Below are 12,381 nucleotides of genomic sequence, written 5' to 3'. Positions count from 1 at the left end.
AGAAGAGAATCTTCATGAAAACCAACCTTGCCATCGAGCAGAATGACAATGCTGCCCTCCCGCAGATATCCGAAGCCGAACTTCGCGCCCTTGAGCAGGAATATTGCTCGCATGGCGATACGGTTCATTATACCGACCATCCGATGTTCTTCGACCGGTGCGAAGGCTCCTACGTCTATGACGCCAAGGACACCCCGTTCCTCGACCTGCAGATGTGGTATTCGGCGGTCAATTTCGGTTACCGCAATGCGCGCCTGAATGCTGCCGCGCATCGCCAGCTGGACACGCTTCCCCAGGTTGCCTCGCAGTATCTGCATCGCGAAAAGGTGGAATTGGCCGCCATGATCGCCAAGGATGCCGAGCGCAAGTTCGGTGCCAAGGGTCGCGTCCATTTCAACGTCGGCGGTTCGCAGGCCGTTGAAGACTCGCTCAAGCTGGTTCGCAACTATACCGGCGGCAAGAGCCTGATGTTCGCGTTCGAGGGCGGTTATCACGGCCGCACGCTCGGCGCCTCGGCCATTACCTCGAGCTATCGCTACCGCCGCCGCTATGGTCATTTCGGCGACCGCGCCCAGTTTATCGAATTCCCCTATCACTTCCGCGGCCCCAAGGGCATGAGCAAGGAAGAATACGGTCATTACTGCGTTCAGAAATTCGCCCGCCTGTTCGAAAGCGAATATAATGGCGTGTGGGATCCCAAGACCGGCAAGGCCGAATATGCCGCATTCTATGTCGAGCCGATCCAGGGCACCGGCGGCTATGTCATCCCGCCGATGAACTTCTTCAAGGAACTCAAGAAGGTCCTCGATGATCACGGCATTCTGCTCGTGGTCGACGAAATCCAGATGGGCGTCTACCGCACGGGCAAGCTGTGGTCGATCGAGCATTTCGGCGTGACACCCGACGCACTCGTGTTCGGCAAGGCGATCACCAACGGCCTCAACCCGCTGTCCGGCGTCTGGGCCAAGGAAGAAATGATCAACCCCGGCATTTTCCCGCCCGGCTCGACCCATTCGACCTTCGCCAGCAACCCGATGGGTACCGCCGTCGCCCTCGAAACCATGAAAATGCTCGAAGAAGAAGACTTCGGCGCAGCCGTCATGGAAAAAGGTGCCTATTTCCTTGATGGTCTGAAGGAGCTGCAGAAGCGTCATCCCACCATCGGCGACGTGGACGGCCTCGGCCTCGCCCTGCGTGTCGAAATCTGCAAGGAAGACGGCTTCACACCGGACAAGGCAACGCTCGACTGGATGGCCGATGAAGGCATGAAGGGCGATCTTGTTGTCGGCAACAAAAAGTACGGTCTCGTGCTCGATGTTGGCGGCTATTACAAGAACGTCATCACCTTGGCACCAAACCTGCTGATTACCCGCGAGGAAATCGATCTGGCTCTCAACCTGCTCGATCAGCTTTTCGTACGCGCCGCCAAGAGATAATCGGATGCAACTCCTCCTTCTTCACCTTGATGATGCGCTGGAGTTGCAACCCGACTTCGTGCGCGCCTGTATGCGAACCGGCGCGCGCCAGATTCACGCGGAAGACCACGGCCAGGTGGTCCGCCTGTGGGGCAACCAGACGGCAATCGACGCCCTTGCCGGAAGTCTTTCCCGGCAAATGGTCGGTGACCAGAAGAAGCCGCATCTGTGTTTCATGGGATCGGGTGATTTCCACCACGTCACCGCCCTTCTCGTCGCAAACGCCCTTGAAAACCATCCGGGCCCGGCAACGCTCATTCACTTCGACAATCACCCCGATTGGGTGCATTTCGGCAATGGCATGCATTGCGGCTCGTGGATCAACCGCGCGTTGCAGCATCCAGGCCTTGAAAAGATCGTGACAATCGGCGTGTGCAGCGACGATCTGGCCAATCCCGAACGCAAGGGTGCCAACCTGTCCCTGCTGCAGCAGGGACAGCTCGAACTCTACCCCTACAGTCATGCGCCAAGCCGGGTGCGCAAGAACTATGGCAACGGTGCCAGCTATGAGCAGAAAAACGGCGTCTTGAGCTGGAAGACGATTTCGGACATCGGTGAAGACAATTTCATCGACCAGCTGTTGTCGCGCATCACCACCGACGCGGTGTATCTTACCATCGACAAGGACGTGCTGGTTCACGATGATGCCATCACCAACTGGGATCAGGGGCGCATGCGCCTGCCCTATGTGCTGTCGCTGATCACCGAGATCAGTAAGCGCCACCGGATTATCGGCGCCGACGTGACCGGCGATTATTCAACGCCGTCCTATGCGGGGAATTTGTGGACGCGCTTCACCAAGCGCGCGGAAATCTTCATCGACCAGCCGCACGCGACGCCCGATCCGGTCCTTACAACCAATATCAACAGCGCCGCCAATCATGCGTTGCTGGAAGTCCTGTCGGAGGCCATGGCATGACCGGCACCCTCACCCCTGCCATGCTGGCCCTGATCGCGTTCTGCGTGCTGACGGAGACCGCGCGGGAAGTCTGCTTCAAACATTCCGCCGACAATGAAACCCTGTCGGCAGCCCTGGTCAAACCCATGACCTGGCTCGGCGTCTTTTTCTGGGCTCTCGAACTCATCGGCTGGACGGTCGTGCTCGAACACGTGCCGCTGTCGATTGCCTTTCCGCTCATGGCCTTGAGTTATGTCGTCATCGTGCTCGCCGGAGCATGGATATTCAAAGAACAAATCAACCTTCGCCACGCAGCCGGTGTGCTGTTCATCACAGCCGGCGTGGCCTGTGTAGGAGCAACAGGATTATGAAACTCTTCGCTCATACAAGGTGGGACATTGCGCCCGTTCTGGCAGCCGTCGCTCACCTTCTCTTCAATGTCTATCTGATCGCCGGTTTCGAGAGCCGGCCTCTATGGCTGTCGCTCGTCCTCGGCGGGTTCTACGCGGTATCGATCTCGTGGAACATCAACAGCATTTCGCACAACTTCATCCACACGCCCTACTTCAAGCCGCGCGCGATGAACTACGCCTTCAGCCTGCTCGAATCGATCACAATCGGCTTCTCGCAGACCTACTACCATTGGATTCACATGCGCCATCACTCGGGCAACAGCGACCGCCCGAACGAAAAGGGTGAAACCATCGACTGGCTGTCGATTTATCGCCATGGCAAGAATGGCGAACCGGAAAACGTATGGAGCTATACGTTCCTGAGCTTCTTCCGCGACAGTCTCGGCGATATTCACAAGGCCATTGCCAAGAACCGCCCGTTTGACGCCAAATGGGGCCGTTTCGAACTCTACGCATTCCTGGGTCTGGCGGCGATCGGCTTCCTCTATGACTGGAAGGCGATGCTGTTCTTCATTCCCTTCTATTATCTGGGGAACTGCCTCTCCTCGCTCAACGGCTATTACGAGCACCTCAATGGCGATCCGGAAGAACCCATCGCCTGGGGAGTCAGCAGCCATAACCGCTTCTACAACTGGTTGTGGTTCGGCAACGGCTACCATGCCGAGCACCACTATCGCCCGAAGACCCATTGGACCGAACTGCGCAACTTCCACGAAAAGATCAAGGAAGATCAGGACAAGGCGGGCGTTCACGTCATCAGCACCTGCCACGCGCTGGGCTTCATGGCCAAGGAAAACAGAAACCCGGATATGATCGATGCAGATGTCTGATGGATTGAGCTATTTCCTCCAAGGCTCGAATGGCAAAGGTGTATTGCTTGTTCACGGACTGACGGGTGCCCCGGCAGAAATGAAGATGCTGGCGCGGCAGCTGAATCGCAAGGGATACAGCGTCTATGCTCCGCTTCTGGCGGGGCATGGCGTTGACATGGCGACATTGACGCAAACGCGCTGGCAGGATTGGCTGCACAGCGTCGAGGAAGCGACGGAAAAATTCGCGCCCTACAATGACGAGACGTTCGCAGCCGGTATCTGCATCGGCGGCAAATTGTCGATGATGGCGGCGCACCGCAAACCGAACAGCCTCAAGGCCGTGGCGATCTATTCGCCCTGCTTCCATTATGACGGCTGGAACGTGCCGCACTACTACTGGCTGTTGTCGCCCTTTATCGAACTCCTGTCATATATCCCATCCATTGCCCGGCTGAATTTCAGCGAAACATCCGCGCTGGGGATCAAGGATGAACGCATCCGCCGCATGATGGAAAGCATGGAAGCGGAAGGCGTCATCGACAAATTCCCCGGCAAGGGCATCGTCGAGATGTATCGTCTGGGCAAGGAGTTGAAGAAGAACCTGCCGCAGATGCAGACACCGACCCTGATCCTGCATGCGACGGAAGACGATCTGAGCAGCCCGAAACATGCCCGCTACATCAGCCGCCACATCGGCGGGCCGCATGAGTTGAAATGGATCGAGGACAGCTACCATATGATCCACGTGGACCGGCAGCGTCAAAAGGTTGGCGACTACACGGCGGAATTCTTCGAGGCAAACAATGCACCAGCCTATGCATGATCAGTTTCTGCCTCAGACGGCCGCATCGCCTGCAATCGCAGCGGTGGCGCAGACGCGCGTGTTCGATTCCATCCGCGACATCGGCCGCGACGCATGGAACAAGTGCTTTGCCGGGGAAGTCGAGGATTATGACTGCCTGCTTGCCATCGAAGAGGCCGGTATTGCCGGTTTTGCCTTCCGCTATGTCACGGTCGTCGAAAACGGCCGACTGCTGGCGGCCATGCCGGCCTTCCTGACCGACTATCAGCTGGATACGACACTGGAAGAAGGCCGCCTGCGCCAGATTCTGCGCCGCATACGGCAAACCTATGCGCGCTTCCTGACACTGAAGCTCGCCTGCCTTGGCTCCCCATGCACCGAAAACGGCGTTACGGGTTTTCATCCCGATCTGCCCGAACCGCGCAAGGCGGAGCTGTTTTCGCTGTTATTGTCGGGGTTTGAACGGTACGCCAAGGCCAATGGCTGTTCGCTGATGGGCATCAAGGATGTGCCGGAGCCAACCACCGCGGCCTTTGGAGCTATCTTCTCAGACCGCGCCTTCGCGGGCATCCCCGGATTGCCAACGGCGTGGCTCGACATCAATTTCGATTCCATCGACACCTATATGTCGCGCCTTTCCTCCGGCACCCGCAAGGATATGCGCCGCAAGATGAAGTCTTTCGAAAAGATCCGGATCGAGAACCGGTCTGACTTCGGAACGATGCTGCCGCAGGTCATGGCGCTCTACCATGACACGCGCAACCGCAGTGAATGGCAGTTCGAAGAACTGACCGCAGATTATTTCGACGGCGTCCTGCGTCACATGCAGGGACGCTCGTTCTGTACCTTCTACTACGCCGGCGACCAGCTTCTGGCCGCCAATCTGCTCGTGCATGACGGCAACACGCTGATCGACAAGTTTTTTTGCATGAACAGCGCCGAGGGCCGCGCCTACAACCTGTATTACCTGAGCTGGTTCACCAATCTGCGCCATTGCCTCGAACATGGGATGACCCGCTATCAGAGCGGGCAGGCCTATTACGAAAACAAGATTCGCCTTGGCAGCCAGCTGACGCGCAACACCATGTATTTCAAACACCGCAATCCGGTTGTCCAATGGGCGTTGCGGCTGGCTTCGCCGCTGTTTGCCGCGGATGAAACGCTGAAGGACAGCGCATGAAGCCGATCAATCTCGTCTGGTTCGCCATTCCCCTCTTCAACACGCTGTTTCAGGTTTTCATCAAGCTTGCAGCGGAACAGATGACCGGGCTCGGCTTCAATATGACCTGGCTGATTCACGCCGCCACGTCGCCGTGGATGCTGGCCGCCATTGCTGCCGAAGTCATCTGCTTCATTTTCTGGCTGCAGGCGCTGGCCCAGCTTGACCTGAGCAAGGCATTTCCGCTGACCGGCATCAGCTATGTGATGGTCCTGGCGACCAGCTGGCTGATTTTCCAGGAAGATATCACACCGCTGCAGATTGTCGGCAGCACGCTGATTCTGATCGGGGTCTGGCTGATTGGAACGGCATCGGGGGAGCGAAAGGACACGGAACCGTCACTCTCCGGCGCTATACCCCACAAATCGCGTTAGGCAGATGATGGTGCTGCCATGACATTTGACTGTGTGCCCTCATTTCGATGTAATCTGCCATGACAAGACCGCATGCACGACGAAGGTCAGGACCTATGGACCGCTACGAAACTTTTGCAACCTGGATCTTTATCGCATTTGGCGTGCTGGTCCTCGCCGGATTGATGGCGTTCTCGATCACCAGCAATGACCAGCCGGCATTTCTGTTTGCGCTCGGCGCGTCCTGCACAGGGTTTTTTCTCGGCTTTGCCGTCGTTTTCAATCAGCCCAAACTGTACGGCTTGATCCTCCTGGCCACGATTGTCCTCGTGGGCTGCTCAATTGCCGCGATTATAAACTGACGAATTATTTGGCTGGCTGGGTGATGCGCCGGTAGGCGCCGTGCCAGTAGAGCAGCGGTTCGGCGTTGCGGCGCAACGTGACGGCGCGCACCCGGCCGATCAGAATGCCATGCGAATGCCGCTCGATCGCATCGTCGAGTTCACAGTCAAGCACCGTCAGGGCATTCTTCAGCGCGAGTGTTCCCGTGGCCAGTTCTTGCCACTCCGCGTCCAGGTAGCGGTCTATCCCCTTGCGCCCGCCCCGCCCGGCAAAACTGTCGGCCACGTGCTGTTGATCATGGGCAAGCACATTGACGCAGAAGCTGCCATGGCGCTGCAGGACCGGCCAGGATGACGAATCCCGGTTGAGGCTGACAATCACCGAAGGCGGATCGATGGCCAGCGACGACACGGAAGTGGCGGTAAACCCGGTGCGGTCGTTGCCGCGCCCGACAGTGACAACACTCACGGCGCCCGCAAGGTGGCGCATGGAATCCTTGAACAAGTCAGCTTCCACGGTCAATTCATGCTGGGCGGCACGCGCCCCGGTCTGAAAGACGGACATTTTTTCCTCATTCATTGGATCATCTTGGGGAATCACCCTGGGGATCATTCTGGCAGGCAGGTCGTTCGATCGGACGGCCATTCACCCCCGCATTGCAGCACATACGTATAGCGCCAAACCAGATTGTACTTTGCTCAACCTGCGACCATTCAGCAATTTTGTTTTGCGTTTTTTGGCTATTTCGAGAAACCAAATCCAAAACCAGCGCAATGACGACCGCAGAGAGGAGGATTGGCGCAGGCGCGGCGCCACGCGGGTGAGTCTCCGGAATCGGTGCCGGTCCACCCGACGAGCCGCAGCGCTGTTTGCCCCAGCACCATGAAAACCCACAAGACAGGGAATTTCTTTCCAGTCATTGGCATTTCAAGACAAAATCATACCTCAAGGTCCACCAAAATAGTAATCTCTATCGTGTTAATCGTCTATCGAATGCCTGATGATGGAACCCACCAGCACAGAGAGACCGAACCCGATGGCGTCCACCGACTATACAGCCGCGCGCGCAGCGCCAGATCAGCCATTCCGGCGTCTCTTCAAAGACAAGGACCGTGTAACTGTCGCGGCCGTTTTCACGGTTGCCTTTGCATTCCATCTGGCCGCGTTGTTCAATCTCCTGCCTGCATGATCCGGAAAAGCCGACGATCCCATGACTTCGCTGTTCTCTCCGCTGACAATCGGTGACCTCGCGCTTCCCAGCCGCATCGTCATGGCCCCCATGACGCGCCACCGCGCCCTGCACGGCAAAATACCCGGCCATCTCAACGCCCTCCATTATGCACAGCGCGCCAGCGCCGGGCTTGTCATCACGGAGTCGACGGAAATCGATCCGCACAGCAGCATCGATGTGCCAACCCGTCCCGGGCTCTTCAATGACGAACAGCAGGCCGGCTGGCGTCTGGTAACCGGCGCCGTGCACGCCGCGGGCGGGCGGATTTTTGTCCAGTTGTCGCATATGGGAAGAACCGCGCTTCCCTCGCAATTGCGCGATGACCGCTGGCCTGCCGGCCCCTCGGCCCTCGCAGCTGCCGGCAAGGTATATACGGCGAACGGTCCCGAACCCTATGTCGAACCGCAGGCGCTCACGCCCGCAGGCATCGCCGGAATCGTCGCCGAATTTGCCAATGCGGCGGCGCGCGCCAAAAATGCCGGGTTTGACGGCATCGAAATCCATGGCGCCAATGGCTATCTCGTCGATCAGTTTCTGCGCGACGGCAGCAATATCCGCAGCGATGGCTATGGCGGCACGGTGGAAAACCGCTTCCGCTTCCTGCGTGAAATCATCGGCGCGGTGAAGGCATATTGGCCAGCGGGACGCATCGGCGTTCGGGTTTCGCCAACCAATCCCTTTCAGGACATGAGCGACAGCGATCCGGTTGCGCATTTTGCCGCGATTGCCGCCCTGCTCCAGCCTCTCGGCCTGGCCTATCTGCATGTGGTGGCTCCCGCCATCGTGCCGGAAGGCCAAGCCGACGTTGCGCCAGCCATTCGTGCCGCATTTCATGGTCCGCTGATTGTTGCCGGCGGCTACAGACGCGAACACGCCGAAGCCGTGCTGGCTGGCGGCGGCGCCGATCTGGTTGCCTTCGGCGAAGCGTTCATCGCCAATCCGGATCTTCCGCAGCGCTGGCGCAGCAATGCGCCGCTCAATGCGGCTGACAAATCGACATTCTACACCACCGATGCCAAGGGCTATACGGATTATCCGAGCCTTGAACTTGTGGACGAGTGAAAGCGCCCGCCACGCGTTCAACACCTGCCAGAATATTTTGCCTCGTGTGGAACCATTCACCGGCTGAAGCATTATGCGGGTACTGGTCCCCCAACCAGTCTTGGCTTTCCCCCACAAGCCAACACAGCCCAGTCCTCATACCCCTTGAGGATTGGGCTTTTTTCATTAGCATTGCACTCATACAACCGAAACGGAGGAAGCAATGTCCATTGATAGCGCCAAACAAGCCATCGAGACTGCAATCCATCGCGGAGATTTCAAAAGCATGGGGGTTGCCGTCTTCAAGGCAATCAATGCCTTGGAGGAGCGCATCCGGGAAATGGAGGAAGAGATCGCCCGGCTGAAAGCAAAAGTGAACTGACCTCGGGCCATTCTTTCTTTGAATTGAAAGCTGGCTATGTTAGGATTTTGGCAAGTTGAGTGTAGCGGTACCTTGAGCCTGCGCCGCACTGAAACGATGTGTGATATTTTTATCCAGAGTCCAGTTTGTTAGAGCCAAATCAAGCCTCAACCCGTGAAACCCCTTCCGTTTAGGCAGGGGTTTTGCTTGTGAGGAGGACACCATGAAAATCGTTCTCACGATTGTCGCGCTGCTTCTGATGGTCATGGGCGCCATCTGGGCATTGCAGGGCCTGAGTATTCTCGGCGGCAGCTTTATGGTCGGCCAGACGCGCTGGCTTTACATCGGCCTCGTCACAATCGTGATCGGCGCCGTCCTTCTGGTCTTTGCCGCCGTGCGCCGATAGCAGGCAAACCTCCGCCATCTCCCGTATCCGTTTCCTCCAAATCCAGACTTTACAATACCTTGGCCATGCTTCTGTCTGGATTTGTCAGGAGGCCGCTGATAGAACGGCAGAATGAACGCGGGAGGCGAAGTTTCATGACCGAACTGACAATTATCGTAGAATTCGAGACCCATGAGGGTCGCGAAGAGGAATTCATCGCGATCATTCGCGAGCATGCGCGCAAAACACTGGATGAGGAACCGGGCTGCCTGCGGTTCGAGGTCATCAAACCCATTGCGCGGGACGGCACCCCTATTGCCAACAAGGTCATGGTCAACGAACTCTATGCCAATGAAGCGGCGGTTACCGCCCACGAAAACAATCCCCGCATGGCGAAAGTGCGTGCCGCCAATGCGCCATTGCTCAAATCCAGCCGGCTGATCCTGGCCAAGTCGCTGAGCCCAAGACCGGCCGACGGCATGACCACCATGGAACTGAACGCCAGCAATGATGATTAATGGGTATTGACCCTCAGGAGCTTTGCCTAACGTCGAATGTCGTTGGGCATCGAAATATGCCATGAAGAATTCCAGCACTTTTCCATTCTCTGTCGCGACTGCGGTTGCAAGAAGGTTTCCTGTGAAAAACAAACTGGCATTGGCCATGCTTTTGCCCTGTCTTTTGACCATCAGCAATTGCGGTGCCATGCGCTGGATGGACGAGACCTCGAAATCGTCAGGTTCAACCGGTTGTGCCGGCTGGAACAAGATCCGCATCAAACCGGAGACAGCCGTCTATCTCGCCCGCAATGATTTCTCGGCCGGGATAGATATCGATTCCCACAATCTCAATGGACAATCGCACGGCTGCTGGAACTGATAGCTCCGCCGCACGGGCTCTCTTCTGGAACCAAATGCTGCCGCCACCGTTATTCCCCCTGCATAAGATGAAAGGAATTCCGGAATGGCAACGAATCTATCCAAAGCCCGTGACGCAGCTGAAGGCGATCTGGAAAGCCAGATCGCCGCATTGCGCAAGGAGCTTTCAGGGATAACCCAGTCCCTGTCCGACCAGGGCTATGACCTGCTTGACCAGGCTGGCACGACCTACGATACCGTCAGGCGGCATGGCCGCAAGGCGGCGCGTTTCGTCGGTGACGAAGCTCAGCTTGTCGCTGACAAGGCCAAGGAAAATCCTTTGATCACGGTTGCCGTCATCTCCGCCATTGCCGGGATCGGTTTGCTGGCTGGTTTGAGTGCCTATCGCCGCTAATGGCCCTGCCCTTGAAATGGGTGATGCAGGCACCCATATGAGCTACAGAAATTCGGCTCCATCTTTGACCACGGATGTACTGGCACTGGTGTTGAGCTGAATTCGGAAAGGTCGGGAATTCCCGGCCTTTTTTATTGTCTTTTTGCATCAGCCGCGTCCTTATGGCGAGACTTTAGCGCGTCATCTGTTGCACCCGTGGGACGGAACATCTATGAAAGACAGGAATGCAGCCTTGATCGGGTTGGATGAGGTTTTACATTGAGACGGAGCCCCTTTGATTCCACGATGGGGTGTTGAGAGCGAGCTGCCTGAATGGACAATTTCGAGAAATACGCACTGGCTTTGATGGTCGTATTCGGTGCCCTTATCATTGGCGGCCTTATGGCTGTCCATATCGCATGGGTCCATAAAGCTGGATTTCTCTACGCATTGGCCGCTGCCATTGTTGTCTGGGCAGCCGGATTCGCCGTCCTGTTCGACAAGCCGCGCGTCTATGGTTTCCTGCTGCTTGTGGCGGCTGCTTTCATCACGGCATCGATCGTCGTTCTGGTTCGCTGATCGCGCCTGGCCCGAATTCCGCTGCCCTATTGGAAAATATGAAACTTAGGTTCATATTATTATTTACTTTATCAAGAATAATTCTAAAGTAGCGTCTCGTTCCCATAGCATGACCTGATTTCAGGTTGAGAGAGATATTCCCATGCGACTGACCAGACAGACCAATTATGCCATTCGTATTCTGATGTACTGCGCCGCCAATGATGGCAATCTGAGCCGGATCGCCGAGATTGCGCAGGCCTACACAGTCTCCGAGCTTTTCCTCTTCAAGATCCTGCAGCCGCTCGTTGAAAACGGTTTCATTGAAACCGTGCGCGGACGCAATGGCGGCGTGAAGCTGGGCAAACCTGCCAAGGACATCACCCTTTTCGACGTGGTGCGCGTGACGGAAGAAAACTTTGCCATGGCGGAGTGCTTCGAGAACGATGCCGCGGAATGCCCTTTGATTGACAGCTGCGGCCTGAATGCCGCCTTGCGCAAGGCATTGAATGCCTTCTTCGAGGTGCTCGCTCAGTATTCCATCGAAGATATCGTCAAGACGAGAGACGTGCGTGCCCTCCTCGGCATCGACAATCTGGCACCCCGGCTCGCCACCGCGAGCTGACACGATTCCTTGGGCGACCGCGACCGGTCGCCAGTCATCCCAATGAATGGAGTTGCGCCATGTATATCGCCATGAATCGTTTCAAGGTTCAGTCCGGCTCCGAGGACGCGTTTGAAACGGTGTGGAAATCACGCGACTCCCGCCTGTCGTCGGTCCCCGGCTTTGTCGAGTTTCATCTCCTGCGCGGTGCCCGCAACGAGGACGAGAATTACACGCTCTATGCATCGCACACCGTGTGGCGGACCCAGGCGGATTTCACGGCATGGACTCAGTCCGAACATTTCCGCGCCGCCCATCGCAATGCGGGCGATACCAAGCCGAGTTACATCGGACACCCGCAATTCGAGGGGTTCTCGGTGGTCGAGGGCGCCTGATTTAGTCTTTTTGCGACAAATGAGACGTTTTGACACATGCGTAGCCGGCGATGCATTTTGCCGGCCACAACGATCAAATCGGCGAAATATGATTGAATTGGTTAGGTTATTTTCCCAGTTTAGAATTATTCCAAGTTATTGATATCACGGCATATTCAGCGGCCGGCATTTGACAGAATTCGGACAAACCAGTCTTATAGGAACAGTATTGCGAAGAACGCATAACCTTTAATGTTAGGGC

General features: G+C 56.8%; 18 protein-coding genes. 17 read left to right on the top strand and 1 reads right to left on the bottom strand.

What is annotated here, in order from left to right; translation table 11 throughout:
• The first annotated feature begins 14 nt into the window (after positions 1 to 14).
• From C5750_RS05415 to C5750_RS05380, 8 genes are all read left to right on the top strand, one after another.
• Entirely contained in the window at positions 15 to 1,436 is a 1,422-nt protein-coding gene (locus C5750_RS05415) for an aspartate aminotransferase family protein (protein ID WP_105733131.1), read from the top strand.
• Positions 1,437 to 1,440: 4 nt separating this feature from the next.
• Positions 1,441 to 2,394 carry an arginase family protein gene (locus C5750_RS05410; RefSeq protein ID WP_105732767.1) on the top strand — a complete coding sequence of 318 codons (954 nt, stop codon included), beginning with the start codon at positions 1,441 to 1,443 and terminating at the stop codon, positions 2,392 to 2,394.
• Positions 2,391 to 2,744 (top strand): DMT family transporter, encoded by a 354-nt coding sequence (locus C5750_RS05405; protein WP_105732766.1) that lies wholly within the window; start codon positions 2,391 to 2,393, stop codon positions 2,742 to 2,744. The genes C5750_RS05410 and C5750_RS05405 overlap by 4 nt, the downstream gene beginning before the upstream one ends.
• Positions 2,741 to 3,616, top strand: coding sequence for a fatty acid desaturase family protein (locus C5750_RS05400; protein ID WP_105732765.1), 876 nt, complete (start codon positions 2,741 to 2,743; stop codon positions 3,614 to 3,616). Before C5750_RS05405 ends, C5750_RS05400 begins: the two co-directional genes overlap by 4 nt.
• Complete coding sequence (locus tag C5750_RS05395) at positions 3,603 to 4,421, top strand: alpha/beta hydrolase (RefSeq protein ID WP_245420986.1); 819 nt, start codon at positions 3,603 to 3,605, stop codon at positions 4,419 to 4,421. The genes C5750_RS05400 and C5750_RS05395 overlap by 14 nt, the downstream gene beginning before the upstream one ends.
• Positions 4,402 to 5,580 (top strand): GNAT family N-acetyltransferase, encoded by a 1,179-nt coding sequence (locus C5750_RS05390; RefSeq protein ID WP_105732764.1) that lies wholly within the window; start codon positions 4,402 to 4,404, stop codon positions 5,578 to 5,580. Before C5750_RS05395 ends, C5750_RS05390 begins: the two co-directional genes overlap by 20 nt.
• Positions 5,577 to 5,993, top strand: a complete 417-nt coding sequence (locus tag C5750_RS05385; protein ID WP_105732763.1) for an EamA family transporter — start codon at positions 5,577 to 5,579, stop codon at positions 5,991 to 5,993. The genes C5750_RS05390 and C5750_RS05385 overlap by 4 nt, the downstream gene beginning before the upstream one ends.
• Positions 5,994 to 6,088: 95 nt before the next feature.
• Positions 6,089 to 6,334, top strand: coding sequence for a hypothetical protein (locus tag C5750_RS05380; protein WP_105732762.1), 246 nt, complete (start codon positions 6,089 to 6,091; stop codon positions 6,332 to 6,334).
• 4 nt (positions 6,335 to 6,338) lie between these two features.
• Here the strand turns inward: C5750_RS05380 and C5750_RS05375 are convergent, their stop codons facing one another.
• Positions 6,339 to 6,878, bottom strand: coding sequence for a flavin reductase family protein (locus C5750_RS05375; RefSeq protein ID WP_105732761.1), 540 nt, complete (start codon positions 6,876 to 6,878; stop codon positions 6,339 to 6,341).
• Positions 6,879 to 7,524: 646 nt separating this feature from the next.
• On the opposite strand from C5750_RS05375, the gene C5750_RS05370 reads away from it, so the two are divergent.
• From C5750_RS05370 to hmuQ, 9 genes are all read left to right on the top strand, one after another.
• Complete coding sequence (locus tag C5750_RS05370; protein WP_105732760.1) at positions 7,525 to 8,607, top strand: alkene reductase; 1,083 nt, start codon at positions 7,525 to 7,527, stop codon at positions 8,605 to 8,607.
• Between the two features lie 202 nt (positions 8,608 to 8,809).
• Positions 8,810 to 8,968 carry a hypothetical protein gene (locus C5750_RS26505; protein WP_158531246.1) on the top strand — a complete coding sequence of 53 codons (159 nt, stop codon included), beginning with the start codon at positions 8,810 to 8,812 and terminating at the stop codon, positions 8,966 to 8,968.
• Positions 8,969 to 9,170: 202 nt separating this feature from the next.
• The gene (locus C5750_RS05365) at positions 9,171 to 9,353 is read left to right on the top strand and encodes a hypothetical protein (RefSeq protein ID WP_105732759.1); all 183 of its coding nucleotides are present in this window, start codon (positions 9,171 to 9,173) and stop codon (positions 9,351 to 9,353) included.
• Between the two features lie 134 nt (positions 9,354 to 9,487).
• Entirely contained in the window at positions 9,488 to 9,850 is a 363-nt protein-coding gene (locus C5750_RS05360) for a putative quinol monooxygenase (protein ID WP_105732758.1), read from the top strand.
• A gap of 121 nt (positions 9,851 to 9,971) precedes the next feature.
• Positions 9,972 to 10,211 carry a hypothetical protein gene (locus C5750_RS05355; RefSeq protein ID WP_105732757.1) on the top strand — a complete coding sequence of 80 codons (240 nt, stop codon included), beginning with the start codon at positions 9,972 to 9,974 and terminating at the stop codon, positions 10,209 to 10,211.
• A gap of 84 nt (positions 10,212 to 10,295) precedes the next feature.
• Positions 10,296 to 10,604, top strand: coding sequence for a hypothetical protein (locus tag C5750_RS05350; RefSeq protein WP_105732756.1), 309 nt, complete (start codon positions 10,296 to 10,298; stop codon positions 10,602 to 10,604).
• A 312-nt stretch (positions 10,605 to 10,916) separates the two neighbouring features.
• Positions 10,917 to 11,162, top strand: coding sequence for a hypothetical protein (locus C5750_RS05345; RefSeq protein WP_105732755.1), 246 nt, complete (start codon positions 10,917 to 10,919; stop codon positions 11,160 to 11,162).
• Positions 11,163 to 11,304: 142 nt separating this feature from the next.
• Positions 11,305 to 11,766, top strand: coding sequence for an iron-responsive transcriptional regulator RirA (gene rirA, locus C5750_RS05340; RefSeq protein WP_105732754.1), 462 nt, complete (start codon positions 11,305 to 11,307; stop codon positions 11,764 to 11,766).
• Between the two features lie 59 nt (positions 11,767 to 11,825).
• Complete coding sequence (gene hmuQ / locus C5750_RS05335; RefSeq protein WP_105732753.1) at positions 11,826 to 12,140, top strand: heme-degrading protein HmuQ; 315 nt, start codon at positions 11,826 to 11,828, stop codon at positions 12,138 to 12,140.
• The last annotated feature ends 241 nt before the right edge of the window (positions 12,141 to 12,381 follow it).

The sequence above is a fragment of the Phyllobacterium myrsinacearum genome, assembly GCF_002980555.1.
In the GTDB taxonomy this organism is placed as follows: domain Bacteria; phylum Pseudomonadota; class Alphaproteobacteria; order Rhizobiales; family Rhizobiaceae; genus Phyllobacterium; species Phyllobacterium myrsinacearum.
Note: the sequence above shows the minus strand (reverse complement) of the source record. Positions and strands in the feature narration are given on the sequence as shown.